Source organism: Methylobacterium sp. FF17, assembly GCF_025813715.1.
Lineage (GTDB): Bacteria > Pseudomonadota > Alphaproteobacteria > Rhizobiales > Beijerinckiaceae > Methylobacterium > Methylobacterium flocculans.
In genome coordinates this window covers 2,898,807-2,922,500 of the sequence record NZ_CP107532.1, presented here as the reverse complement: position 1 = coordinate 2,922,500, position 23,694 = coordinate 2,898,807, and the positions used below count along the sequence as shown (strand labels likewise).

27 protein-coding genes and 1 other RNA gene (1 of these 28 cut by a window edge) are annotated in these 23,694 nt (G+C 68.0%); 12 read left to right on the top strand and 16 right to left on the bottom strand.

The window, feature by feature from the left end; all coding sequences use genetic code 11:
* Both OF380_RS13755 and OF380_RS13750 read right to left on the bottom strand, forming a co-directional pair.
* On the bottom strand, nucleotides 1–381 hold the 5' portion of the coding sequence (locus OF380_RS13755) for a DUF3016 domain-containing protein (RefSeq protein ID WP_264044949.1). The gene continues 117 nt to the left of window position 1, outside the view; 381 of the gene's 498 nt are visible here — the first part of the coding sequence; the start codon lies at nucleotides 379–381; its stop codon lies beyond the left edge, outside the window.
* Nucleotides 382–385: 4 nt separating this feature from the next.
* Entirely contained in the window at nucleotides 386–856 is a 471-nt protein-coding gene (locus tag OF380_RS13750; RefSeq protein WP_264051324.1) for a DUF2244 domain-containing protein, read from the bottom strand.
* Between the two features lie 131 nt (nucleotides 857–987).
* On the opposite strand from OF380_RS13750, the gene nth reads away from it, so the two are divergent.
* Together nth and purC are read left to right on the top strand one after the other, a co-directional pair.
* On the top strand, nucleotides 988–1,722 hold the full coding sequence (nth, locus tag OF380_RS13745; RefSeq protein ID WP_264044948.1) for an endonuclease III: 735 nt from the start codon (nucleotides 988–990) through the stop codon (nucleotides 1,720–1,722).
* 232 nt (nucleotides 1,723–1,954) lie between these two features.
* Nucleotides 1,955–2,749, top strand: a complete 795-nt coding sequence (gene purC / locus OF380_RS13740) for a phosphoribosylaminoimidazolesuccinocarboxamide synthase (protein ID WP_243910591.1) — start codon at nucleotides 1,955–1,957, stop codon at nucleotides 2,747–2,749.
* A 3-nt stretch (nucleotides 2,750–2,752) separates the two neighbouring features.
* Here purC and OF380_RS13735 read toward each other — a convergent pair whose 3' ends face one another.
* From OF380_RS13735 to OF380_RS13720, 4 genes are all read right to left on the bottom strand, one after another.
* Nucleotides 2,753–4,567: a glycosyltransferase gene (locus OF380_RS13735; RefSeq protein WP_404810454.1), complete on the bottom strand. Its 1,815-nt coding sequence runs from the start codon at nucleotides 4,565–4,567 to the stop codon at nucleotides 2,753–2,755.
* Nucleotides 4,560–6,482: a glycosyltransferase family 2 protein gene (locus OF380_RS13730; RefSeq protein ID WP_264044944.1), complete on the bottom strand. Its 1,923-nt coding sequence runs from the start codon at nucleotides 6,480–6,482 to the stop codon at nucleotides 4,560–4,562. Before OF380_RS13730 ends, OF380_RS13735 begins: the two co-directional genes overlap by 8 nt.
* A gap of 247 nt (nucleotides 6,483–6,729) precedes the next feature.
* A complete protein-coding gene (locus OF380_RS13725; protein WP_264044942.1) occupies nucleotides 6,730–7,413 on the bottom strand; it encodes a hypothetical protein in 684 nt (227 codons plus the stop codon).
* 50 nt (nucleotides 7,414–7,463) lie between these two features.
* Complete coding sequence (locus tag OF380_RS13720; RefSeq protein WP_264044940.1) at nucleotides 7,464–7,994, bottom strand: invasion associated locus B family protein; 531 nt, start codon at nucleotides 7,992–7,994, stop codon at nucleotides 7,464–7,466.
* Between the two features lie 194 nt (nucleotides 7,995–8,188).
* Between OF380_RS13720 and OF380_RS13715 the strand changes: the two genes are divergently transcribed.
* Nucleotides 8,189–8,566 carry a hypothetical protein gene (locus OF380_RS13715; RefSeq protein ID WP_264044938.1) on the top strand — a complete coding sequence of 126 codons (378 nt, stop codon included), beginning with the start codon at nucleotides 8,189–8,191 and terminating at the stop codon, nucleotides 8,564–8,566.
* A gap of 7 nt (nucleotides 8,567–8,573) precedes the next feature.
* Here OF380_RS13715 and OF380_RS13710 read toward each other — a convergent pair whose 3' ends face one another.
* Both OF380_RS13710 and OF380_RS13705 read right to left on the bottom strand, forming a co-directional pair.
* Nucleotides 8,574–9,308, bottom strand: a complete 735-nt coding sequence (locus OF380_RS13710; protein WP_264044936.1) for a M48 family metallopeptidase — start codon at nucleotides 9,306–9,308, stop codon at nucleotides 8,574–8,576.
* Nucleotides 9,309–9,363: 55 nt separating this feature from the next.
* Nucleotides 9,364–10,668: a polyhydroxyalkanoate depolymerase gene (locus OF380_RS13705; protein ID WP_318784093.1), complete on the bottom strand. Its 1,305-nt coding sequence runs from the start codon at nucleotides 10,666–10,668 to the stop codon at nucleotides 9,364–9,366.
* A gap of 194 nt (nucleotides 10,669–10,862) precedes the next feature.
* On the opposite strand from OF380_RS13705, the gene OF380_RS13700 reads away from it, so the two are divergent.
* The 5 genes from OF380_RS13700 to purQ all read left to right on the top strand — a co-directional run bounded on the left by OF380_RS13700 (nucleotide 10,863) and on the right by purQ (nucleotide 14,304).
* Entirely contained in the window at nucleotides 10,863–12,248 is a 1,386-nt protein-coding gene (locus tag OF380_RS13700; protein WP_264044933.1) for an ActS/PrrB/RegB family redox-sensitive histidine kinase, read from the top strand.
* Between the two features lie 53 nt (nucleotides 12,249–12,301).
* Complete coding sequence (locus OF380_RS13695; protein WP_318784092.1) at nucleotides 12,302–12,904, top strand: ActR/PrrA/RegA family redox response regulator transcription factor; 603 nt, start codon at nucleotides 12,302–12,304, stop codon at nucleotides 12,902–12,904.
* Nucleotides 12,905–13,017: 113 nt separating this feature from the next.
* Complete coding sequence (locus OF380_RS13690; RefSeq protein WP_264044931.1) at nucleotides 13,018–13,254, top strand: hypothetical protein; 237 nt, start codon at nucleotides 13,018–13,020, stop codon at nucleotides 13,252–13,254.
* A gap of 130 nt (nucleotides 13,255–13,384) precedes the next feature.
* Nucleotides 13,385–13,624, top strand: a complete 240-nt coding sequence (gene purS / locus OF380_RS13685; protein WP_264044929.1) for a phosphoribosylformylglycinamidine synthase subunit PurS — start codon at nucleotides 13,385–13,387, stop codon at nucleotides 13,622–13,624.
* Nucleotides 13,624–14,304, top strand: coding sequence for a phosphoribosylformylglycinamidine synthase subunit PurQ (gene purQ / locus OF380_RS13680; protein ID WP_264044928.1), 681 nt, complete (start codon nucleotides 13,624–13,626; stop codon nucleotides 14,302–14,304). The genes purS and purQ overlap by 1 nt, the downstream gene beginning before the upstream one ends.
* Before the next feature lie 149 nt (nucleotides 14,305–14,453).
* Here purQ and OF380_RS13675 read toward each other — a convergent pair whose 3' ends face one another.
* From OF380_RS13675 to gap, 8 genes are all read right to left on the bottom strand, one after another.
* The gene (locus OF380_RS13675) at nucleotides 14,454–14,999 is read right to left on the bottom strand and encodes an adenine phosphoribosyltransferase (protein WP_264044926.1); all 546 of its coding nucleotides are present in this window, start codon (nucleotides 14,997–14,999) and stop codon (nucleotides 14,454–14,456) included.
* A gap of 48 nt (nucleotides 15,000–15,047) precedes the next feature.
* Entirely contained in the window at nucleotides 15,048–15,842 is a 795-nt protein-coding gene (locus tag OF380_RS13670) for an inositol monophosphatase family protein (RefSeq protein WP_055955245.1), read from the bottom strand.
* A gap of 119 nt (nucleotides 15,843–15,961) precedes the next feature.
* Nucleotides 15,962–16,987 (bottom strand): tetratricopeptide repeat protein, encoded by a 1,026-nt coding sequence (locus OF380_RS13665; RefSeq protein WP_264044918.1) that lies wholly within the window; start codon nucleotides 16,985–16,987, stop codon nucleotides 15,962–15,964.
* On the bottom strand, nucleotides 16,984–17,646 hold the full coding sequence (locus OF380_RS13660; RefSeq protein ID WP_264044917.1) for a thiamine phosphate synthase: 663 nt from the start codon (nucleotides 17,644–17,646) through the stop codon (nucleotides 16,984–16,986). The genes OF380_RS13665 and OF380_RS13660 overlap by 4 nt, the downstream gene beginning before the upstream one ends.
* Before the next feature lie 21 nt (nucleotides 17,647–17,667).
* Complete coding sequence (fba, locus tag OF380_RS13655; protein ID WP_264044916.1) at nucleotides 17,668–18,741, bottom strand: class II fructose-bisphosphate aldolase; 1,074 nt, start codon at nucleotides 18,739–18,741, stop codon at nucleotides 17,668–17,670.
* 180 nt (nucleotides 18,742–18,921) lie between these two features.
* A complete protein-coding gene (locus tag OF380_RS13650) occupies nucleotides 18,922–20,124 on the bottom strand; it encodes a phosphoglycerate kinase (RefSeq protein ID WP_264044915.1) in 1,203 nt (400 codons plus the stop codon).
* Nucleotides 20,125–20,158: 34 nt separating this feature from the next.
* A complete protein-coding gene (locus tag OF380_RS13645) occupies nucleotides 20,159–20,620 on the bottom strand; it encodes a hypothetical protein (RefSeq protein ID WP_264044914.1) in 462 nt (153 codons plus the stop codon).
* Nucleotides 20,621–20,681: 61 nt separating this feature from the next.
* Nucleotides 20,682–21,689, bottom strand: coding sequence for a type I glyceraldehyde-3-phosphate dehydrogenase (gene gap / locus OF380_RS13640; protein WP_056476152.1), 1,008 nt, complete (start codon nucleotides 21,687–21,689; stop codon nucleotides 20,682–20,684).
* 466 nt (nucleotides 21,690–22,155) lie between these two features.
* On the opposite strand from gap, the gene OF380_RS13635 reads away from it, so the two are divergent.
* The 4 genes from OF380_RS13635 (at nucleotide 22,156) to OF380_RS13620 (ending at nucleotide 23,687) form a co-directional block, all read left to right on the top strand.
* A complete protein-coding gene (locus OF380_RS13635; protein WP_264044913.1) occupies nucleotides 22,156–22,437 on the top strand; it encodes a DUF4164 domain-containing protein in 282 nt (93 codons plus the stop codon).
* Nucleotides 22,438–22,465: 28 nt separating this feature from the next.
* Nucleotides 22,466–22,825: a cell division protein ZapA gene (locus OF380_RS13630; protein WP_264044912.1), complete on the top strand. Its 360-nt coding sequence runs from the start codon at nucleotides 22,466–22,468 to the stop codon at nucleotides 22,823–22,825.
* Between the two features lie 106 nt (nucleotides 22,826–22,931).
* A non-coding RNA gene (gene ssrS, locus OF380_RS13625) (6S RNA) lies at nucleotides 22,932–23,089 on the top strand.
* Nucleotides 23,079–23,687 carry a 5-formyltetrahydrofolate cyclo-ligase gene (locus OF380_RS13620; protein ID WP_264044911.1) on the top strand — a complete coding sequence of 203 codons (609 nt, stop codon included), beginning with the start codon at nucleotides 23,079–23,081 and terminating at the stop codon, nucleotides 23,685–23,687. The genes ssrS and OF380_RS13620 overlap by 11 nt, the downstream gene beginning before the upstream one ends.
* The last annotated feature ends 7 nt before the right edge of the window (nucleotides 23,688–23,694 follow it).

Sequence of the window (23,694 nt, the reverse complement as noted above, 5' to 3'; positions counted from 1 at the left end):
TTCGCCCGACGCGATGCGGCGCCCGGCCCGGCGCAGGTCGTAGCGCAGGCGGAAGGCCGGCGGCGTGACGTCGTTGACCACGCGCAGGCCCGACGGTCCGCTGAACCCCGGTGTGACGAAGCCCGCGCGATCGATGTCGAGAACGTCGATGGTGAGGCGGTCGCCGGGCGCCAGCACCCGCCGCGCCGAGAGCTCGAGGATCCGCCGGATCTCCGACAGCGTCCCGCGCAGCGACGGGCCCGACCCGTAGCGGTCGTCGGCATCCGTGTAGCGCTCCGGCGCGACGAAGCGGATCTCCACCGCCGCGTCGGAGAGCGCACCCGCCGGCTGGAGGCCGGCCCACACCATCAGGGCGACGATCCCGATCCCGGCCCGGCGCATCCGCTCAGTATCCCTTCTTCACCTGCGCCAGGGCGCGGGTCAGGCCGGCCGCGACCGCCTCGCGCTCCGGCGGCGAGGCATCGCGGGCGACCACCACGAACTCCCGGCGCGAGACCAGCGTCAGGGTCTGCATGCCGTATTCCTCGTCCTCGACCTTGGTGAGCTTCGTCCAGAGCGGGTTGAAGCGCCATTCCCGGCGCTCACCGCGATGGGAGACCCGGGCGAGCAGCACCTCGATCGGCGAGATCATGACCTCCTCGAAGGAACGCCCGCGCCGGAAGCTCGCCTTCAGGGCCGCATAGAGGGCGAGCATATCGAGGCCGAAGAAGCCCGCAACGGGCCAGTAGCCGGCCTGCACGCAGGCGATGGAGGTGACGAGGGAAACGGCGCAGCAGAACGCCATGACGATGCGGAAGCCGTCCGGGCTCAGGGATTGGTGCGGCCGGATGGTGGCCTGGAAGACCGGCCGGTCCATGCTGTCGGGATCGAGGCCGTACGGGTGCCGACCCGCCGCCTGCGCCTCGCCCGCATGCGGGGCCGTTGCCGGCTGGCCCGTCCCGGAACCGTGATGATTGCCGCTCGCCATTCCCGCAATATAACGCGGGGATGCGCAGCCGACAGCCGACCAAGCCCCGGAAATCGCCGATCTCCGCGCGGGCGTCCGCGCCGATCGTCGCAGAGGCCCCCGTCGCGCCCGAGCCGGTCGGCCCGGAGGCGGTCGCGGAGATCTTCTCCCGGCTGTCGCGGGCCAATCCGGAGCCGCGCGCCGAACTGGAGTACCAGAACCCGTTCACCCTCCTGGTGGCGGTGGTGCTCTCGGCCCAGGCCACCGACCGCAGCGTCAACCTCGCCACCGCCCCGCTCTTCGCTATCGCCGATACCCCGCAGGCGATGCTGGCGCTCGGGGAGGAGCGCGTGCGGGACTTCATCCGCACCATCGGCCTGTTCAACACCAAGGCGAAGAACGTCATCGCGCTCTCGCGCATCCTGGTGGAGCGGCACGGGGGCGAGGTGCCCCGGGAGCGCGAGGCGCTGGAGGTCCTGCCCGGCGTCGGCACCAAGACCGCGAGCGTGGTGCGCAACGTCGCCTTCGGCGAGGAGACCATCGCGGTGGATACCCACATCTTCAGGGTCTCGAACCGGATCCCCCTCGTGGTGGCTCCCACCACCGACAAGGTCCAGGCCGGGCTGGAGGCCCTGGTCCCGGCGCCCTACCGGCTCAACGCCCATCACTGGCTGATCCTGTTCGGGCGCTACATCTGCAAGGCCCGCAAGCCCGAATGCCCGCGCTGCCCCGTCGCCGATCTCTGCCGCTTCCCGGCGAAGACACCCGCAGCCTGACGGGGCGGCCGCCTGCGGTGGAACCTGGGAGCTCCGAGGCCGGGCTCCTCGGCGCGCGCGCCCGGCGCACCCCCGCCCTTCGGGCTAACGCGTTGTGCTGCCTGCCCGCTTCGGGTAGTTTGCGCCTCGGTCGATGAGGCTTTCGGCGTACGACGTGTCTCTCGGCCCGGCCTCCAGATCAGGTCGCCACGCCGCGGATTCCGCATCGTCCAGCCCGAAGGAGTCACGGCCCATGGACTTCCTCAAACCACGGTACACGCCTATGAACCGCCGCCGTCGCATCTACGAGGGCAAGGCGAAGGTCCTCTACGAGGGTCCGGAGCCGGGAACGCTGATCCAGCACTTCAAGGATGATGCCACCGCCTTCAACGCGCAGAAGCATGATGTCATCGACGGCAAGGGCGTGCTGAACAACCGGATCTCGGAATTCGTTTTCTCGCACCTGAACGACATCGGCGTCCCCACGCACTTCATCCGCCGCCTCAACATGCGCGAGCAGCTGATCCGCGAAGTCGAGATCATCCCGCTCGAAGTGGTGGTCCGCAACGTCGCCGCCGGCTCGCTCGCCACCCGCCTCGGCCTCGAGGAAGGCACGCAGCTGCCGCGCTCGATCATCGAGTTCTACTACAAGAACGACGCGCTCAACGACCCGATGGTGTCGGAGGAGCACATCACGGCCTTCGGCTGGGCGACGCCCCAGGAGATCGACGACATCATGGCGCTGGCCATCCGTGTCAACGACTTCCTGTCGGGCCTCTTCCTCGGCGTCGGCATCCGTCTGGTCGACTTCAAGATCGAGACCGGCCGCCTCTGGGAAGGCGACATGATGCGCATCGTCGTCGCCGACGAGATCTCCCCCGATTCCTGCCGGCTCTGGGACATCAAGTCCTCGGACAAGCTCGACAAGGACCGCTTCCGCAAGGATCTCGGCGGCCTGATCGAGGCCTATACCGAGGTCGCCAAGCGCCTCGGCATCATGTCCGAGAACGAGAAGGTGCAGACCGGCGGCCCGCGCCTCGTGCAGTGAGGCTCAGCGGGGGCCGACCGCCCCCGCCCCGTCCGGCCGCAGCCGGGCATAGGTGCCGAGATCGGGATCGAATCCCGGGTGATAATGGGGGTCCTGCGCCAGCAGCGGCCCCCATCTCTCTTTGAAGGCCGCGACCTCGCGGCGATGGCGCGCGAGCGCCGGCGGCGTCCAGCGCCGGCTCGCCGCCTCGTAGTGGTCGAGCACCGCGCCCGGCACGAACAGGGTGCGGTAGCCGGCCTGGCCCAGGCGCAGGCAGAGGTCGACGTCGTTGAAATCCACCGCGAAGGCCGCCGCGTCGAAGCCGCCGACCCGCGCGAACTTGTCGGTCTCCACCACGAGGCAGGCCGCCGTCACCGCCGAGACCGCCCGGGTGGCGCTCAAGCCCCCGAGATAGCCGGGCGCGTCACCGGGAAAGAAGCGGTGGGCGTGGGTGACGAGGCCGCCGGGCCCGAGGACCACGCCCCCGTGCTGGATGCGGCCGCGCCCGTCGATGAGCTTGGGACCAACCGCTCCGACCTCCGGGCGCAGGGCCTCGCGCACCAGCCGTTCGAGCCAGTCCGGGTGCCGGGCCTCCACATCGTTGTTGACGAAGGCGAGGACGCGCCCCCGCGCCGCGCGAGCCGCCGCGTTGTTCATGGCCGCGAAGTCGAACGGGCCGGGCCATGGCACGATCCGGGCCAGTCCGCGTGCTTCGAGATCGCGCAGATACGCGCGGGTCTCGGGCTCGCGGCTGTCGTTGTCGCAGATCAGGATCTCGCGCTCCGGCCACGCGGTGCGCGTGAGCAGGCTCGCGATGCAGGGGCGCAGCAGGTCCAGGCGATCCCGCGTCGGCACGATCAGGCTGACCAGGGGCGGCTGCGGGGGCAGCGGATGGCGCAGGGTGAGAATCCCGTCCGGTCCCGGCACCGCCTCGACGTCCGCTGCTCCGGTGCGGTCGAGGTGGTGCCGGATCACGGCGCGATGCGCGGCCGCGCCGTCCGGCGCCACCGCCACGTCAGCGTCGGCGCGCAGGTGCGGGTCCGACGCCGCCTCCCGCCCCGTGATCGGGCGCGCCGGGTGGGCCGATCGCCCCCCCTCCCCTGCCGTCCTCCCCGGATTCACCAGGGCCACGCGCGCGAGGGGACGCGGAAGGTGCCCGATGGCGCCCGGCCCGTCGCGCTCGGCCAGACGCAGGATCAGGTCGGTCACCCGCGCCGGACCCGAGGCGGTCGTCTCGGGCGCGACGGCATCCCAGGCCGCGCCCCGCACGGCGATGAGCGGCCCGATGTAATCGAGCGCCATGAGGTAATCGGGATCGAAGGCCGGGCGCAGCAAGGACATCGCGGCGCCGTCCGGACGAACCAGGAGCGCGTCGCCGTAGAGGGCCTGGAAACGCGGGTGGTCGGCGAGGGTGGCACAGAGTGCCGCCTCGGCACCGGGCAGCAGTTCGTATTCGGGGTCGCAGAGGATGACCACGTCGGCCCTCGCGGACCGGACGGGATCCCGGGTCGATTGCAGATCCGATCGCGGATCCAGCCCCGGGACCATCGGGGCGCCCGGCGGCGTGGCGTCGCGGAACGTCTCGCCGGGGCGAAGCCAGAGGCCGCGATGATCGAGGCCGATCAGCGCCGCCATGGCCTGACGCGCGCGCACGCGCCGGCCGGTGAGGCGGGCCCGCAGGATCAGGGCCGTTTCGGCGGGCGCGCGCAGGAGGATGCCGGCGGCGCGCAGCCAGCGCCGGACGGGGTGAACCTGCGGCGCATCCGCGAAACGCAGGGCCGGATCGGAGGTGACCCGGAAAGCCGTGCCGCGCACCCGCACCTCCGGCTCCCTACTCAAGCTCTTCCCCGAAGGTCGTGAGGGCGAGGCCCGGATGGTAGTAGGGGTCGTGCCGGATCGTGTCGCGCCAGCGCGCCGCGAAGGCCGCCGCCTCGCGCTCGAAGCGGGCCCGGGCGGGGCCGACGGCCGGCCCACGGCTGGTCGATTCGAGGTGGGACAGGACGGCGTGCGGGGTCCAGATCGTCCTGTAGCCGGCGGCCCCGAGGCGCAGGCAGAAATCCACGTCGTTGAAATCGATGGGGAAGGTCTCGGCATCGAGGCCGCCCACCGCGTCGAACTTGGCGCGCTCCACCGCGAGGCAGGCGGCGGTGACGGCCGAGACCTCGTGGGCCACGCGCAGGCGTCCGAGATGGCCGGGCGTGTCGGCGGGCCGGCGCCGCAAAATGTGCCCTGCCCCGCCCCCGAGACCGACCACGACCCCGGCATGCTGGAGCGTGCCGTCCCCGTGCAGCAGCTTGGCGCCCACCGCCCCCACATCGGGCCGGCAGGCCTGGCGCACCAGGGCGTCCAGCCAATCCTCCCGCAGGACCGCGATGTCGTTGTTGAGGAGGACGACGATCGACCCGCGCGAGGCCGCGACGCCCTGGTTGATGAGCGCCGAGAAATTGAACGGGCCCGGCGCCTCGAGGATACGCACCCGCGCATCCGCGCGCAGGGTCTCGTAATAGGCGCGCACCGCCGGGTCCGTGGAGCCGTTGTCGACGATGACCAGTTCGAGCTGCGGATAGGCGGTCGCGAAAAGCACATCGTCGCTCGCGCGCCGGATCAGTTCGAGGCGGTCGCGCGTGGGGATGACGACGCTGACGAGGGGTGGCGGCGCGGGCAGCGACCAGGAGAGGTCGAAGCCCGTTCGGTTGGCCTCGACCCGGGCCGCGACCCCGTGCCGGGCGAGATGCTGGCGCAGGGTGCCCGCGTGGCGCTGGCCCGCGTCGGAGTCCGGCGGCCCCTGCCGGACGAGGACGCGCGGGACATGGGCGACCCGCCCGGTTGCACCGGGGCCGGCTGCCAAGCCCTCACGCGGGCGGGACGCCAAGATCTCGGATGCGGACAAGATCTCGGGTGCGGACAAGGTCTCAGGTGCGGACAAGGTCTCCGTCGCAGAGAGGAGCAGCCGCGTGGAAAACGTCTCCGCCCCCCCCAGGGCCTCGTGCCGCAGGTGCCGCAGAAGCGCGCCCGCATAGAGGATCGGCGTCCCCGGATAGGCGGTGACCCGAGCGAGGTCCGGGCTCCAGTCGGGCTTGAGGCTTGGCTCGGCGCTCGCGTCGTGGCTTGCCGCATCGGCGTAGACGAGTTCCGGTCGCGGCGTGTCGGAGAGCGCCCGGACGAGGATCGCCAGGGCGTCGGGATCGAGGCGGTCGCCGGGGGCGAGCAGGGCCACCGCCTCGGCTGCGCCGGCCAGGGCGTCGAGGGTCGCGGCTCCGACCCAGGCGGCCTGCGTGATCCGGGCGTCGTCGAGAGGGATCGCCGCCGTGGGCTTCGACCAGCGCACCGCCAGCGTCCAGGCCGTGAAGGTCTGGGCCCGCAGGCTCGCGATGGTCTCGGCGATGGTGGCCTTTTCGTCCGGATGCGCCGGGAGGATCAGGCGAAGCGCGGGGGCGGTCGGGACCGGCCCTGGATCGGGCCGGGTCCGCGCGGCGGCCCAGCGCGCGTAATCCGCCAGCGGCGCGACCCCGCAGGTGCCCCGCAGGATATCGCGAAACCGGCGCTCGTCGCCGCGCACGTGATTGAAGGCCGCCGCCAGGGCGCGAAGAGGCCGCCTCCGGAACGCTTCGGCGAGGAGGCTCGCGGTTGTCCGCAGCCCGACGCGCTCCAGCACGACGGCGCTGCGCGGGTCCGTCGCGAGTTCGAGGCTGCGCCAATCCGGCGGGAGGTGCACCAGGGCGTGGGCCGCCCCGAGAACGGGAGCGGGCAACACGAAGGTCTCCTGCCGTCCATCGGCGCGCGCGAGGCGCAGCCGCGGACGCCGCGGCCGCGCCACCGGATCGCCCCGATAGGTCAGGACGACCCAGCCGTCCCGCACCGCTTCCGCCAGCTTGAGCCGGTGGCCGAAGACGGGATCGTCCTGCGCCTCCAGGGTGAACGCGACCGCGCGATCACGCGCGCCGTGGCGCCCGCCGCCCGCCGGTGCCGTCAGGACATCACCCGACGCGCGGATCGCGCATTCATTCCTCGGTGGCCTGGGGCGCGGTCTTGACCGGGTCCTCCGAGGCGGCCGCCGTCGGGGCCTGCCGGCGCGGCTTGGAGGCATGGGCGCCCTTGGGGGCGGCGCGCTGCGGCGCGGATCCGAGCTTGACCTCGATGTCGTAGTTCTGGCTCGCCGCCGCCGGCACCGGGAGGTTGTCCTCGATCACGCTGAACAGGCCCTGCGCCTCTCCCGCCGCGACCATCACCGCCACGCGCCGGACCCGCGAAACCAGCACCTTGCCGCCGGCCTTGAGGGTGAACGTGACCGGCGCATCGAACCGGCCCGGCGCACCCACCGGACCGAGCAGGGCCTGGCCCTCGACGCCGATCTTCACGCTGAGCGAACCGTCCTGAAGCCGGGTGCATTCCCGCGCCACCCGACCGAGGGTGATCTGGTGGCGCAGGCGCGCCCCGTCGCCGGAGGCGCCAGCATAGGCCCGGATCGCCGCCCCGCCCTCGGGCACCTCGACCGTCGGGCAGTAGGGGGGATCGGTGTCGGCCGGCTGGGACGGGGGCACGGTGGTGCCGCCGTACTTCAGCATGTTGCTGAAGATGTTTCCCTCCTCGGCGCACACCGGGTCCGCCCCGATGCAGCCGAGTGCGATCGCGATCGCCGCGATCCTGCCGTATGATGCAGGCGAAACCCGTATCCGGTGCCGCATGATGCACGAAGTCATGGTCGCGTCGCCCCTGCTCGAAACCGGCCGCTGGGTCACTTCAGGCTCTCGAATCCCTGCGCGAACCCCTTCATCGAGAGGGGGATTCCGACGCCCTCCTCGGGGGTCTGGAAGACGATGAAGGTCGCCTGCGCGCCGCCGGCGAACTGCTTGACCAGACCGTCGTCCATCACCACCTCGGCGACGCAACCCGTTGTCAGACAACGCACAAATCCGGCGCGGCCCACATCCGTCTTGTCGATCTTCAGGCCGAGCCCCGAGGGCAGCAGCACCCCGAGCGGGGCCACCACGCGCAGGAGATACCCGCGATTGTCGGCGGTCTTCAGGACGATCACCACCAGCGTCAGGTTCGGCCGGTCCTCCGCCGCCAGGTACTGCACCATGGCACATTGCTCAGCCTTAGCCCCCGCCGGCGTTTCGCACCGCAACTGCCAATCGCCGAAGGTATTGCGCACCATACCCTGCGCCGCCGCCTCCTGCGGCGCGACGCCCGCGACCAGCAGTCCCGCAGCGATCGCGCCCGCCGCCGCAGCCCGGGCAATCCCACCGTGCGTGCGCCGCAGCATTCCTCGAAACCCCACGCGGTGGACCCTCTCGCCTCACTCGCCGCCCTGCGAGCCGTTAACCGAAAACACGGGTGTTCGGACCATGCTGGACCCGTGAATGTCAAGGGAAGCACGGCTTTCACGGAACCGACTATCGCCCCGCGCGTACAGGTTCTAGTGCTGCCTGCCACGCTTGCCCGCCAACGGACAGATCCATGCGACTGCGCACCGCCTTTTTCCTCGCCCCCCTGGTGATCGCTCTCCCCGCCCTAGCCGAGCCGCTTCCCGTGGGTGAGACGACCTATGTGGAGCGCTCCCTCAATCGCGATGGTCCCCTCGTGATCGAGCACCGCCCGATCGCCCGTACGCCCGGCGGGCGGCGTAGCGGAAACGCAGCCGAACTCGCCGGCTTTTGCCGCGATGGCGGCATCATCCGGCGCCGGGACGAGTTCGGACAGCCGGTGATCCTGCGCCAGCGCGAAGTCTGCGACGGCATCGCACCCCGCACCCTGAACCCCGGCGACGTCGACCCGCGCCCGACTTGGCCCGCCGAGCAGGTCACCCGCAGCAGGGTCCTGCGCGTACGCGGCTGAAGTGCCGTCAGCCGTAGCGGTGAAGGCCGGCGCCGTGGGTCTTCAGCCAACGTTCCGCTTCGTCGACATGCGGGCAGAGTGAGCCGACGAGCGTCCAGAAGCGCGCCGAATGGTTCATTTCGCGCAAGTGAGCCATCTCGTGGGCCACGAGGTAGTCGAGCACCAGGGGTGGTGCGAGGATGAGCCGCCAGGAAAAGTTCAGGTCTCCCCGCGCGGTGCAGGACCCCCAGCGGCTGCGGGTGTCGCGGAGAGTGATTCGTTTGGGTCCCTGCCCCAGCTTCGCGGTGTAGCGTGCCACCGCGGCGACAAGATCGGCCCTCGCCTCCCGCTGCAGGAAATCCACGATCCGGCGAGAGACGTGCGGCTCGTCGCAAGCCACGGACAAAATAGGCTCGCCCGCCAAGCTTTCGACTCGCGTCACACCGCTGCGGTGAGAGCGATGGGCGATTCGATGGGGGACGCTGCGCAGAGGCACCGTCGCACCGGTAACGAAAGCCACCCGTTCGGGCATCCGCGCGATGCGCGCCGCGATCCAGCCGCCGTGGCTGAGAGCGAATGTCCGCGCGACGGTGATCGAGGTTCGGGTCGGCAGGGTCATCATGACCTCACCAGTCGCGCTCGATACGCGCAGGGTCAGGCGCCGGGCTGTCGGCCGGCGCCGAACCAGGACACGGAGGGATTCGCCCTCATGCATGATGTCGAGGTGGTCCGGGTCCGCCCCACGCAGCAATGCCAGTCGCATGACGGGAGCTTATCCGTTGCAGCAAGCCTGCGCCATGATCCTGTGGCTCGGATCCTCAGGACTCAGGTCCGGAAACCGGGGACACCAACGCCTCTGGAGGCGCTAGGGCTGTGTCCGCCGCCCCAGCTTGCATCTCCCGGATGAAGGCCGCGATCCGCGGCGCGATGACGGTACGGAAGCGGGAGCCGTTGAACACACCGTAATGCCCGACACCCAGCTGCAGGTGATAGGCCTTACGGTTCGAGGGGAGGTTTGGGGTGAGGTCCAGGGCGGCCTGCGTCTGTCCAACACCCGAGATGTCGTCCTTCTCGCCTTCGACGGCGAGGATGGCGCAGGTGCGAATTGCACCGAGATCCACCCGTGCGCCGCGATGGATCATGGTGCCTCCTGGCAGGGCATGATCGACGAAGACGGTGCGAACGGTCTGCAGGTAAAATTCAGCGGTGAGGTCCATCACGGCGAGGTACTCGTCATAGAACTCACGGTGCTTCTCCGCGGAGTCCCCGTCGCCCGTCACGAGGTGGTCGAACATCTCCGTATGCGCATTGACGTGACGATCGAGGTTCATGGCCATGAAACCCGAAAGCTGGAAGAAGCCGGGATAGACGCTTCGCCATGCGCCTGGATAACCGGGCGGTACGGTGGTGATGCAGTTGCGCTCGAACCATGCAACGCCGCGCTCTTGCGCGAGGCAGTTCACGGCCGTGGGCGAACGCCGCGTATCGATGGGTCCTCCCATCAGCGTCATCGAACATGGCACCGGTCGGTGGTCCTGAGCTTCCATCAAGGCAATGGCGGCCAGCACGGGCACTGCTGGCTGGCAGACCGCCATCACGTGCAGGTCCGGCCCCAGTTCACGGAAGATGTCGATCAGATAGTCGATATAAGTGTCGAGATCGAAACGTCCGGCACCGATCGGTACCATGCGGGCGTCGGCCCAATCTGTGATGAAAACCTGATGATTGGGCACCATCGCTTCCACGGTGCCGCGCAGGAGCGTGGCATAGTGGCCCGACATCGGCGCGACGATGAGAAGCTTCGGCTGCGGCTCGGCGGGCCCGCGCACGAAGCCGCGGTCGAAGGTGACGATGCGGCAGAACGGGCGCTCCCAGACCACGCGCTCGCTCACCGGCACGGCGACGCCATCCACGTCGGTGCTCGTGAAGCCGAAGGCCGGCTTGCCGTAACGACGGGTCACGCGTTCGAACATTTCGCAGGCCGCCGCGACAGAGCGGGCGTAGGGCGAATAGGCCAGCGGACTACCGGGATTTTGCAGGCTGTACTTTACCATGTCGGCAAGGAGGCGCGCCGGCGTCGTCATGATACGGGCCGCCTCATACCAGTAGTAGGACAGGTTCATGGGCCGTTCCCCCCTCGCGCCGGCTTCGCTCCCCCCGAGCACTTTTACGGATCGCGCCGAGCCGGACGCCGCACCGCACGGGATCCTTCCGGATTCGCATCGTCCGACTTAGCGCAAAAGCGGGGTCGACAAGAGCGTGGCGCGAGCGATGAAGGGATGGACGCGAGACAACCGAGCCCTATCGTTCTCCTCACATGATCGACATGAGCACCAACGGCTTCGTTCGCGATGCCAGACACCTGCGCCTCGACACCTTCGTGCGCCTGCGGTGGCTTGCCATCACCGGACAAAGTGCGGCTGTGGTGGGAGCGCAATTCGGCTTAGGCCTGCCGCTTCCCTTCGGCTGGTGCTTTCTCGTCATCGCCACATCGTCCTGGTTGAATCTGGCCCTGCGAATCCGCTTCCCCGCAAGCTACCGGCTGAGCGACGATTCGGCCGCTCTGCTCCTGGCCTTCGACATCATCCAGCTCGCCGCGCTGCTGTTCCTCACCGGGGGGTTGCAGAACCCGTTCTCCCTGTTGTTCCTTGCCCCCGTCCTGATCTCGGCGACCGCCCTCCCACCGGAGCGAACGCTCGCGCTCGGCCTCCTCGCTATCGGGCTCGCCACCCTGCTGGCACTGGTGCACCGTCCGTTGCCCTGGTTCGCCGATGGCCGGCTCGAATTGCCGTTCCTCTACATTTCCGGCGTCTGGACCGCGATCCTGCTCGGAACAGCATTCACCGGCGTCTACGCCTGGAAGGTCGCGGAGGAGACGCGCCAGCTCGCCCAGGCCTTGGCCGCCACGGAACTCGTGCTGGCCCGCGAGCAACATCTCTCGCAGCTCGATGGCCTGGCCGCTGCCGCCGCCCATGAACTCGGAACCCCCCTCGGTACGATCATGGTGGTGACGAAGGAGCTGACCCGCCAACTCGGTACCACCGCCAGCCAGGCGGTGCGCGAGGATCTGGCGCTCCTGCGCGATCAGGTCGATCGATGCCGGGGCATCCTGTCCAAGCTGACCTCGCTCGACAGCGACGAGGCCGGCTTCCTCCAGACCGTGAGCCTGAGCCACCTCGTCGAGGAACTGGTCGAGCCGCAGCGTGCCATGGGCATCGTGCTCGACGTCTCCAATCGTGGCGAGGGACCGGAGCCGGTCTGCCGACGCAATCCCGGGGTGATGTTCGGTCTGGCCAACATCGTAGACAACGCCATCGATTTCGCGGCGAGCCGCGTCGTGATCGAGGCGCGCTGGAACTTCGAGCGAGTCTGGCTCGAGATCCGCGACGACGGTCCGGGATTCTCGAGCGAAGTGCTGCTCCGAGCCGGGGAGCCCTATGTGACCACCCGCAGCCCGGACCGGTCGGCTAGACCCGATAGTACCGGAGCGGGGCTCGGCCTCGGACTTTTTATCGCCAAGACACTGATCGAACGATCGGGCGCGCAGTTAACGTTGTCGAACGTCTCGCAAAGCGAAGCGACAGGCGCAGTCGTCAGGGTCGGTTGGGCACGCCATATCTTCGAAAGGGATGCCCTTGCGGTGCATCACGCACAATTGAGTGGCGGACAACCCCTAACCGAATCCGGTGCGACACCTATATAAGGCGTACACGAGATCGCACCCAAAGATTGATGGGTACAGACGGAGGAGCGTCGATGCTGACGCAGACCGGTACAACGGCGCCCGGCGCCGATATTGCGCAGCTTGGCGAGGGTGATCCGCTCGCAGCTTTCACGGATCGCACGCTTCTGATCGTCGATGACGATAAGCCCTTCTCGACGCGGCTGGCGCGCGCCATGGAGATGCGCGGCTACGAGGTTCAGGTGGCCGAGAGCGTGGCCGAAGGCGTATCGATGGTGGATGTACGTCCGCCAGCCTTTGCGGTGATCGACATGCGGCTCGGCGATGGCAACGGTCTCGACGTGATCGCACGTCTCAAAGAACGTCGTCCGGAAGCGCGCGGCGTCATCCTGACGGGCTATGGCAACATCGCCACGGCGGTGACTGCAGTGAAGCTCGGCGCTTTCGATTATCTCGCTAAGCCAGCAGATGCGGACGAGATTCACGGAACGCTGATGGCGCAGCCCGGCGAGCGTGCGGACCCGCCCGAGAACCCGATGTCTGCGGATCGAGTGCGTTGGGAACATATACAGCGCGTCTACGAACTCTGCGGCCGCAACGTGTCGGAGACGGCCCGGCGGCTCAACATGCACCGCCGCACGCTGCAGCGTATCCTGGCAAAGCGCGCACCGCGCTGAGCCCACGACCAACGGCGTTGCGTGAAGGTCCGACTTCGCGCTACGTCGCCGGTCGAGAGCCCACGGGCCCGCAGGTCCACGAGGCTTGAGGCCGGCAACGGGATGACACGGCAGTGAACACGCGCAATCTCGTCACGATCCTCAGCATGATGGTGCTCGTCGGCACGGAAGTGTTTGCGGTCGCCATCGCGGCTGGCTGGGCGCTGGCTGGCCTGTTCGATCTCGGCGATACGATCGGCCATGTCCTGATGGTGATCTTCAGCCTGTTCGCGGCATGGGTGATGCGGCAATTGTGGCTTAGGGCTACCAGCATCGAGCCGCTGCGCGATCGGACTTCATCCTCGCGCTGAGGTCATGTCCATCATTGACGATCTTATACGGCCTCCTTCGGAGGCCGTTTCGCGTTGCCTGCGGCGCTGTTCCCCATTATCGCCAGGGAGCCCGAACACGATGCTCCCGCTACGAGATGAGTCCGTCCCCATGAAAGCACGCATCATCGTCACCCTGAAGACCGGGGTGCTGGACCCGCAGGGCAAGGCGATCGAGGCGGCCCTGACCTCGTTCGGCCTTTCCGGCATCGACGGCGTTCGACAGGGCAAGGTCTTCGATGTCGAGATCGCAGGCGACGATCGAACGGCAGCAGAGGCAACGCTCAAGAGCGCCTGCGAGAAGCTGCTCGCCAATACCGTGGTCGAGAACTACGCCATCGAGATCGCCTGATGCGTGCTGCCATCATCGTCTTTCCGGGCTCTAACCGCGACGCGGATGTGGCCCGAGCTCTGACCCAGGCGGGCGCAGAGGTCGTGAAGGTCTGGCACGCCGACACCGAACTGCCGGCGGGGACGGATCTGGCCGTACTGCCCGGCGGCTTCTCGTATGGCGACTACCTGCGCTGCGGAGCCATTGCGGGGCGCGCAGCGGCCATGGACGCAGTCCGCGCTCATGCAGCGCGCGGTGGCCTCGTGCTGGGCATCTGCAACGGCTTTCAGATCCTGTGCGAATCGGGTCTGTTACCCGGTGTCCTCATGCGCAACGTCGACCGACGCTTCATCTGCCATCGCCAGTTGCTCCGCGTCGAGCGTGCGGACACCCGCTTCACCTCCGTTTATGCCAAGCACCAGGTGATCGACGTCTGCGTCGCGCACGGTGAGGGCAACTACTTCGCCGATTCAGAGACCATCGCCCGGATCGAGGACGAAGGTCGCGTCGCTTTCCGCTACTGCGATGCGGCCGGGAACCTGACGGTAGATGCCAACCGAAACGGTTCGCTGAACTCCATCGCTGGAATCTACTCCGAAAAGCTCAACGTCCTCGGCCTGATGCCGCATCCGGAGAACTTCGTGGAAGGTCTTGTAGGCGGGACCGATGGGCGCGGGTTATTCGCGAGCCTCGCGGCCTAGCGCGCGAGAACCCTCTCCCCTCAGTGGGAGAGGGCGCCTGGGAAGCATACTGTAGAGGTGGAAGACCTTTCCGGGTCAGGTGGTCTCTTCAAACGTCCCGCTTCACGAGCCACCATCTCCTGCCGGGGGGAGACGAACGTGTGTCGCTCTCAGTGCCCGTCGAACTCCATCAGGGTCCGTACGGGTACATCTAGGTCGCGCAGCTTCTGAGCGCCGCCGATTTCCGGTAGGTCTATGACGAAGCAGGCTGCGACCACTTCGGCACCGATCCGGCGCAGGAGGTTGACCGCCGCACAGGCCGTACCGCCGGTGGCGATGAGGTCGTCCACCAGGAGCACGCGGTCGCCCGGTTTGATGGCGTCCACGTGGATTTCCATCTCGTCGGTCCCGTATTCCAGGGCATAGGCGATCGAGACGGTCTTGTGGGGCAGCTTGCCCTTCTTGCGGATCGGAACGAAGCCCGAGGATAGCTGGTGCGCCACCGCGCCGCCCAGGATGAAGCCGCGCGCCTCGATCCCCGCCACCTGATCAATCCGCCCGCCCGCGAAGGGATGCACCAGGGCATCGACGGCGCGCCTGAAGGCGCGTGGATCACTCAGAAGCGTGGTGATATCGCGAAACACGATACCGGGTTTCGGGTAATCCGGAATCGAGCGGATCGAATCCTTCAACGCGATGTGGCGACGGGATTCCATGCGAACGGCCTTCGTGGAGAGTTGCGGGTCGGTGGGTGGGGACGCTCGTCAGGCGTTGGCCCTGCGCAGGAGCTTGACCAATTCACCGTGAAGGATCTCGTTTCCGCAGGCGACGGACCGGGCCGCGAGGGGCTCGGCGCCCCCATCCGCGCTCGTGACGAAGCCACCGGCCTCGCGCACCAGGATGATGCCGGCTGCGATGTCCCAGGTCTGAAGGTCGCGCTCCCAGTAGAGATCCGAACGTCCGCAGGCGACGTAGGCGAGATCGAGGGCGGCCGAGCCGAAGCGGCGGGCGCCGCCGGTCACCGCCATCACGGCCGCCACCTCGCGCAGCAGTTTCGGATGATCGCCGCGCCCGAGATAGGGGGAGCCATAGGCGACCAGCGCGTCGGCCATGTCGGTGCGCCCGGAGACGCGCAGGCGGCGGTTGTTCAGGTAGGCGCCCTTACCGCGCTCGGCCACGAACAGCTCATCCTTGGCCGGGTCGTAGATCACGCCGGCCACGATCTGGCCCTCGCGCTCCAGGCCCACCGAAATCGCAAAATGGGGGATGCCGTGCAGAAAATTCGTCGTGCCGTCGAGGGGGTCCACGTGCCAGGTGTGGCTCTTGTCGGCCCCTTCGACGTTTCCGGACTCCTCGAGGATCAGGCCGTAACCCGGTCGCGCCTTCATCAGCGCATCCTTCAGAACCTCCTCGGCCTTGCGATCAGCCGCCGAAACGAAATTTCCGGGACCCTTGCGCGAGACCTGAAGGTTCTCGATCTCGCCATAGTCGCGCTTGAGGCCACGGGCCGCCTTGCGGACGGCATCGACCATGACGGTCATGAGAGGTGAACTGATCATCGATCTTGGGATCCGGGTCGATTCAAAGAACGTCTGTGCGGAATGCGATTCGGCGCCGCCATAGCACGTTTACGCGCCGGCTCACCCCATACGGATTGCGGATTTGCCCTCCGGCGGAGCTATTTGACGTTTGCCCGCTCCGCAGCAAGGGCCTCGGCGCGGGTGCGCTCGTCGGGGGTCAGAGCCTTCAGGTTGTCGTCGAGCCAGCCGTCGGACAATCCCTGTGCCGAGGCCGCAAGGTTCCAGGCAGCGGCCTCGACCATGTTCTTCTGAACGCCGCGCCCGACCACGAAGAGGCGGGCGGCCCGATTCTGCGCAATGGCGTTGCCGCGGGCCGCCGCGTGGAGGAAGTAGCGCGCGGCCCGGGCTTCGTCCTTCGGCAGGCCGGTGCCGTTGAAGAGCAGAATCGCGAATTCGACCTCACCCGCCAGATCGCCATTGTCCGCCGCACGCCGGAACCACTCGGCGGCTTGAGACGCATCCTTCGGCACACCGCGGCCCTGCAGGTAGAGCACACCGAGATCATGCTGCGCCGCCCCGATCTCGCCCTCGGCTGCCTTATGGAATAGGGTCGCAGCGCGGGCTTGGTCCGGCTCGGTGCCAGTACCCAGCAAGATCAGTGCGAGGTTGTAGGCCGCCGTACCGTCCCCCTTGTCGGCGGCCTTCTCAAGCCATTGCCGACCGGCTTTCATGTCCTTGGCACCCCCGCGCCCGTCGATGGACATCAAGCCCAAGGAGGCCATGGCGTGGACGTCCCCCTGCGCCGCCGCGAGGCGGTACCACTCGGCGGCCTTGACCGGATCCTGCTTGATGCCAAGGCCCTGATTGTAGAGCTCACCAAGCAGGGTCATGGCCGCCGCGTCCTTGGCGTCCGCAGCGATCCGTTTCGTCGCCTCACGGAAGGCGGTGGTATACTGTCCGCGCTGATAGGCACCGAACGCTGTGTCCACCGGCTTATCGCCGGGCTTGCCGGCGGGCGGTACGAGGCGCATGGCGTTCGGTGTGTAGGGGGTCGGCAGCTCCCTCATGGGAGCCTTGAATACCTCCCGAGTGACCGGCTTGGCCGAGTCCGGCGAAAGCGTTGTCGCGGCATGCGCCCCGCTCGCGCAGACGGCAACCAAGAGAACGCCAAGCGCCCCCCTCACGAATTCGCCTCGCGGGCCGCGGCAACCTGCGCCTGAATTCCGGCAACGTCAGCGCCCTCGCCGATCCAGAGCGTGCTTTCGAGCCCCAGGAACTCAGCGCCCGTCGCGAGGAGCGGCGCGATCTCTTCGGCCGTATGCGCGACAGCGATGCAGGGTGTCTCGAAGATCTCGGTCCACCAAGTGGCCCGGTCGATCACGGTCTCCGGGTCGGGCGAAACACCGTCGGCATAGAAGCCACCGAACATGACGTAGTCCGCACCCGCTTCGCCAGCCTCCATCGCGGCGTGGCGCTGCTCATGCCCTCCGGCCCCGAGGATACGCCCGTCGTCGAGGCGCTCACGCAATTCGCGCAAGACGCCTTCCTTCGGCTTGTCGACATGAACACCATCCGCCCCACCCCGCGCGGACACGCTGACCAGATCGCCTGCAAAGCCCCCACAGGAGACCAGTACGGCCGCACCCGTGGCCTGCGCGGCCGGCGCTAGGCGCTTGACCAAGTTCACGAGGCTTCGCTCGTCGGACGGGGCTAGACGCAAGATCAGGGCGGCGACGTCACCGGCGGCACAGGCCGCCGTGATCGCGACCGCCAGGGCATCGGAATCACCAGCCTCGACCCGATAGGGACTGAGCAGGGCGAGGCGGGTACGGGGTTCCGACATGCGGGGTCCTTCTACGCGCCGTCAGCCGGCGGTGCCGATCTTTGGGTCGAGGGAGCCGTTGGCGTAGCGCTTGGCCATGGTCGCGACGGAAACAGGGCGGATCTTCGAGCCCTGGCCTGCGGTGCCGAACTCCTCGAAGCGCTGGCGGCACAGCTTCGTCATCGCCTCCATCGCAGGCTTGAGGTACTTGCGCGGATCGAACTCGGCCTTGTTTTCGGCCAGGATCTTCCGGATCTGCCCGGTCATCGCCATGCGGTTGTCGGTATCGATGTTGATCTTGCGGACGCCGTGCTTGATGCCGCGCTGGATCTCCTCGACCGGCACGCCCCAGGTCGGCTTCATCTCGCCGCCGTACTGATTGATGATGTCCTGAAGGTCCTGAGGTACCGAGGAGGAGCCGTGCATGACGAGGTGGGTCGTGGGCAGGCGGCGGTGGATCTCCTCGATGACGTTCATCGCGAGCACATCGCCGTCCGGCTTGCGGGTGAACTTGTAGGCCCCGTGGGAGGTCCCCATGGCAACCGCGAGCGCATCGACCTTCGTGGCTTCCACGAACTTCACCGCCTCATCCGGATCGGTGAGGAGTTGGTCGTGCGAGAGTACGCCCTCGAAGCCGTGGCCGTCCTCGGCCTCGCCCTCTCCACTCTCCAGCGAACCGAGCACCCCGAGTTCACCCTCGACCGAGACGCCGGCCCAATGGGCCATCTTCGTGACGTTGCGGGTGATCTCCACGTTATAGGCGTAGTCGGCCGGAGTCTTGCCGTCTGCCTTCAGGGAGCCGTCCATCATCACGGAGGTGAAGCCGTACTGGATGGCGGTGGCGCAGGTGGCCTCGTCGCTGCCGTGGTCGAGATGCATGCAGACGGGGATGTGCGGATAGATCTCGACGAGGCCGTCGATGAGCTTGGCCAGGACGATGTCGTTGGCATAGGCGCGCGCACCCTTGCTCGCCTGAAGGATCACCGGTGAATCGGTGGCATCCGCCGCCGCCATGATAGCGAGGCCCTGTTCCATGTTGTTCAGGTTGAACGCCGGCACGCCGTATTCATGCTCGGCAGCATGGTCCAGGAGCTGCCTCAGGGTGATGCGGGCCATGGGTTTCTCCTCAGATTCGACCGCCGGAGCGATCCGCTAACCGTCGCGCCGGGTGGCGCGGTTCTTCGAATGCGATGTCTTCGCTCAAGCCTCAAGGAGGCGTGAGACAATCGTAAAAGGGTACCGCCGCTGCGCCTTCGTCCTCAGGCTCGGCGGAAGGGGTTCGTGACCCCGCAAGCGTCAAGCCTTGGCGCGCAGAGCCTCGACGCCGGGCAATTCCTTGCCTTCCAGCCATTCGAGGAAAGCGCCGCCGGCGGTGGAGACGTACGAGAAGGTCTCGCCCACGCCCGCATGGTTCAGTGCCGCGACCGTGTCGCCGCCGCCCGCCACCGAGACGAGCTTGCCGGCCTTAGTGCGCTCGGCCGCGTGCCGCGCCGCCGCCACGGTGGCGGCATCGAACGGCGCGAGTTCGAATGCGCCCAGCGGGCCGTTCCAGACCAGCGTCGCGGCCTCGTCGATGGCCGCGTTGATCTCGGCGACCGAAGCCGGGCCGGCATCGAGGATCATGCCGGTCTCGGGCACGGCGTCGACGGGAACGGTCTCGTGGGCGGCGTTCGCCTTGAACTCGGAAGCCGAGACGGCATCCACCGGCAGGATGATGCGGCACTTGGCGGCCTTCGCCGCCTCGACGATACGCAGGGCGGTATCGGCGAGATCCTTCTCGCAGAGCGACTTGCCCACGCCCTTGCCCTGCGCGTGCAGGAAGGTGTTCGCCATGCCGCCGCCGATGACGAGCATGTCCACCTTGGCGACGAGGTTCTGCAGAAGGTCGATCTTGGACGAGACCTTGGCGCCCCCCACCAGGGCGATGACCGGACGGGTCGGTGCTTCCAGTCCCTTGGTGAGGGCATCGAGCTCGGCTTGCATCAGCCGCCCTGCATAGGCTGGCAGCACGTGCGCAAGGCCTTCGGTGGAGGCATGCGCCCGGTGGGCTGCCGAGAACGCCTCGTTCACGTAGATGTCGCCATTGGCAGCCAGCTGCTCGGTGAAGGCCCGGTCATTCTTCTCCTCACCCGCGTGGAAGCGGGTGTTCTCCAGGAGCAGCACGTCGCCATCGTTCAAGGCCGACACGGCATCCGCTGCCGCAGGACCAACGCAATCCTCCGCGAAGCCCACCGGCCGACCGAGATGCTCGCTCAACGTCCCGACCACCGGCTTCAAGGATTCGGACGCAACCGGCTTGCCCTTGGGGCGACCGAAATGAGCCAGCAGGACGACGCGCCCGCCCTGGTCGGCGATCTCGCGAATCGTCGGGACGATCCGCTCGATCCGGGTGGCGTCCGTCACGCGTCCCCCCTCCATCGGCACGTTGAGGTCTACGCGCAGCAGCACGCGCTTGCCCCGGAGGGCTCCGGCATCGTCGAGGGTACGGAAAGCGGTCATCGGAGCCTGGTCGTTCGGGCGGTCGGAAGCGGGATCAGCGCGGCGGCAGCAGGGTATCGAGGTGGAACCGCTGGGCCGCGATGGTCAGGGCCACCGTCAGGACAGCGGTGATGATCGCGGTGAGCACGAGGGCACCGGACCCCGGCAGGCCGCGCGTCCGGTCTGCAATGGCCCGAACCTCGCTGCGCAGGGCCGAGAGATCGCTCTGCCGGGCGGCCTCGTTCATGCGGACGGCGGCCCCCTCGACCTTCTCCTCGACCCTCGAGAGCAGCGCCTCTGAACGGGCGTACTTGTCCTCGATCCGCGCGCACTTATCCTCGATCCGTGCGAGCTGGTCGCCGCCCAACGCCGGGGATGGGGTCGAGAGAGGCTCTACCTTCCCGACCACCGCCGGAGGAGCGGCAGGCGTGGATGCCGCCGCCGGCACGGGGGCCGGCGACGCGGTCGGGGTACTGCCTGGGATGAAGTCGCGTCCGGCGGAGGAAGTCTCGGTCATATCAGGCGTACCATCCTGGTCTTCGGGAGCGGTGAAGTCCGTCAGAAACCGGCGGCGCGGCTCAGAGCAGCTTGCCCATCGCCACGGCCGTGTCGGCCATGCGGTTCGAGAAGCCCCACTCGTTGTCGTACCAAGACAGGATACGCACGAAAGTGCCGTCCATGACCTTGGTCTGGTCGAGGTGGAAGGTCGACGAGTGGGGATCGTGGTTGAAGTCGATGGAGACGTTGGGCTGGTCGGTATAGGCCAGCACGCCCTTCAGCGGGCCGTCGGCGGCCGCACGGATCGCGTTGTTGATCTCTTCGACCGTGGTCTGGCGCTTGGCGGTGAACACGAGGTCGACGGCCGAGACGTTCGGAGTCGGCACGCGGATCGAGGTCCCGTCGAGCTTGCCCTTCAGCTCCGGCAGGACGAGGCCGACGGCCTTGGCGGCGCCCGTGGAGGTCGGGATCATCGAAAGAGCGGCGGCTCGGGCCCGGTAAAGGTCCTTGTGCATCTGATCCAGCGAGGGCTGGTCGTTGGTGTAGGAGTGGATCGTGGTCATGAAGCCGCGCTCGATCCCGACGAGATCATTGAGCACCTTGGCCACCGGCACGAGGCAGTTGGTGGTGCAGGAAGCGTTCGAGATCACGAGGTGGTCGGCCGTCAGCTTGTCGTGGTTGACGCCGTAGACCACCGTGAGGTCGGCGCCGTCGGCAGGCGCGGACACGATCACGCGCTTGGCGCCAGCATCGAGGTGCGCCTTGGCCTTGTCCTTCGAAGTGAAGATGCCGGTGCACTCCAGGGCGATATCGACGCCGAGTTCGCGGTGCGGCAGCTCGGCCGGGTTGCGCACAGCCGTGACCTTGATGCGCTGACCGTCGACCACGATGAACTCGCCGTCGACTTCGACCTTCGCGTTGAACCGACCGTGGATCGAATCGAACCGCAGGAGGTGGGCGTTGGTCTCGACCGGACCGAGATCGTTGATCGCCACCACCTCGATATCCTTGCGGCCGGCCTCATGGATGGCGCGCAGGACGTTGCGGCCGATGCGTCCGAACCCGTTGATGGCAACCTTCACCGACACGGCGTGAGTCCTTCCCAAAATCGGGCGCCGGCCTCGCGGCACCCTCCAGCATGTTGATCGTCGCGGCGCGCCCGATGGGCAGACCTCGATGCGTCGCCCGCTCTGTGCGAATCCAGATTGAACGACAGATGAACCAGCGCCACGAACGACCGCCTCGAGTGCCCCGTTGAACCGGACGAGTTGCGCAGCATCACCGCGCGCGAGGGACCTGCGACGGACCTGAACGTGTCACAGGACGCCCTATACCCGGTCTGCGGACGGCGGGTCTCTAACATGATGACAAAATCCGGCAAAGGTCACATGCCGGTGCCGGGCGGGGGATAACTCGTGCGAAGCCCATGGCGGCGCGCCGGTGCGTCCGCTTTCCCGCTCGCACGGCGGGGTGATCGAAGATAGATTCCCTACGCAGTATGATCGCGGCCGTCACGCGGCATGCGCAGAGCCCCCGGATGGAAGGCTTCGATTGGTGAGTGAGAAGATCGACGACGCCCTGCGGCGTCTCGAGACCGTGCTGAGTCGGCTCGAAGGCGCGGTGATCCAGCGTTTCGAGGCCGAGCGTGATCCGAGCGACCTTGAGACCGAACTCGCGCTCATGGGTGAGGACCGCGCCCGCCTCGCAGCGGAACTCGACGCGGCCAGCGCACGTCTCGTGGCGGTGGAGGCCACTTCCGAGGATGTCGGCCATCGACTGGGCCGCGCGATCACGGCCGTGGAAGGCATCCTGGCTTCGCCGCGCAGCACCCAGTAACCGTCACCCCTGATCGATCCGACACGCGATGCCTCAGATCAACGTCACCATTGACGGCAAGAATTACCGCATGGCCTGCGCCGAGGGCGAGGAAGACCACCTCACGGGGCTGGCCACCGGGCTCGACGCGCGCGTCACCGAGATGCGCCGCGCGTTCGGCGAGATCGGCGACATGCGCCTGCATGTGATGGCAGCCCTGATGCAGGCCGACGAATTGCAGGAGGCGCAGACCCGCCTCGCCGCCCTGGAAAAGGAAGCGGCCGCCCTCCGTGCGGTAGTGGACGCCGCCGACGCCACGCGGGCGGGCGAGGACGCGCGCCTCGCCGAGGGCCTGAACCGGTGCGCCGACCGGATGGAACGCCTCGCGCACACGATCTCGGCGGGTTGAGCGCAGAGGCACTTCGCTCAGCCCCCTATCAAACAGTCGGCGTGGCCCAACAGGTTTCGTGTCCGCCCCTCTGGCGCGCGCGGAGGAGCAACGCTACATAGGAATGGCGGGGCTGCCGGGTCCGTCAGGATAACTTTTCCCCGGGGCCTTATCGACTCCCCAGGGAGCTGTCCCTGGCCTTGTCCCTGGACTTGGCCAACACGGCGCCCACCTACACTGTAGGTTTCCCGGGATCGACACTCCAACGGCTCACGTGGCTCCGCACTCACCCTCTTCCGATAGCGACCCGCCGATTTCCGCCGTGAAAGCGGCGTTGCGCAGCGAGGCCCTGGCCCGGCGCGACGAGCTTTCGGCAGAGGTGAGAAGCGCCGGCTCACTCAGAATCGCTAAGGACGTCATCGCGATCGCGCCCCTGGCCGAAGCGATGATCGTCGGTGCCTTCTGGCCGATCCGCAGCGAGGTCGATCCACGCCCCCTCGCCCGCCTGCTCTTCGCGCGTGGCCAGCGGGTCGCCCTGCCGAAGGTGACCCCCGACGGCCTCGTCTTCCGGGAATGGCGGGACGGCGAAACCTTGGTCGCCGGCCGCTTCGGGCTGAGCGAACCGCACGATGACCTGCCCCCCGTCGATCCGGCGGCGCTGATCGTGCCGCTCGCCGCCTATGACCGGCGCGGGCACCGCATCGGCTACGGTCGCGGTTACTACGATCAGGCGATCGAACGCCTATCCCGGAATGGCCCGGTCCTCACCATCGGCGTCGCCTTCTCGGTCCAGGCCGTGGAGCGCGTCCCGGCCGAGCCCCATGACCAACCCCTCGACCATCTCATCACCGAAGCGGGCCCCGTCCCGCTGACGCGGACCTGACCGTTCA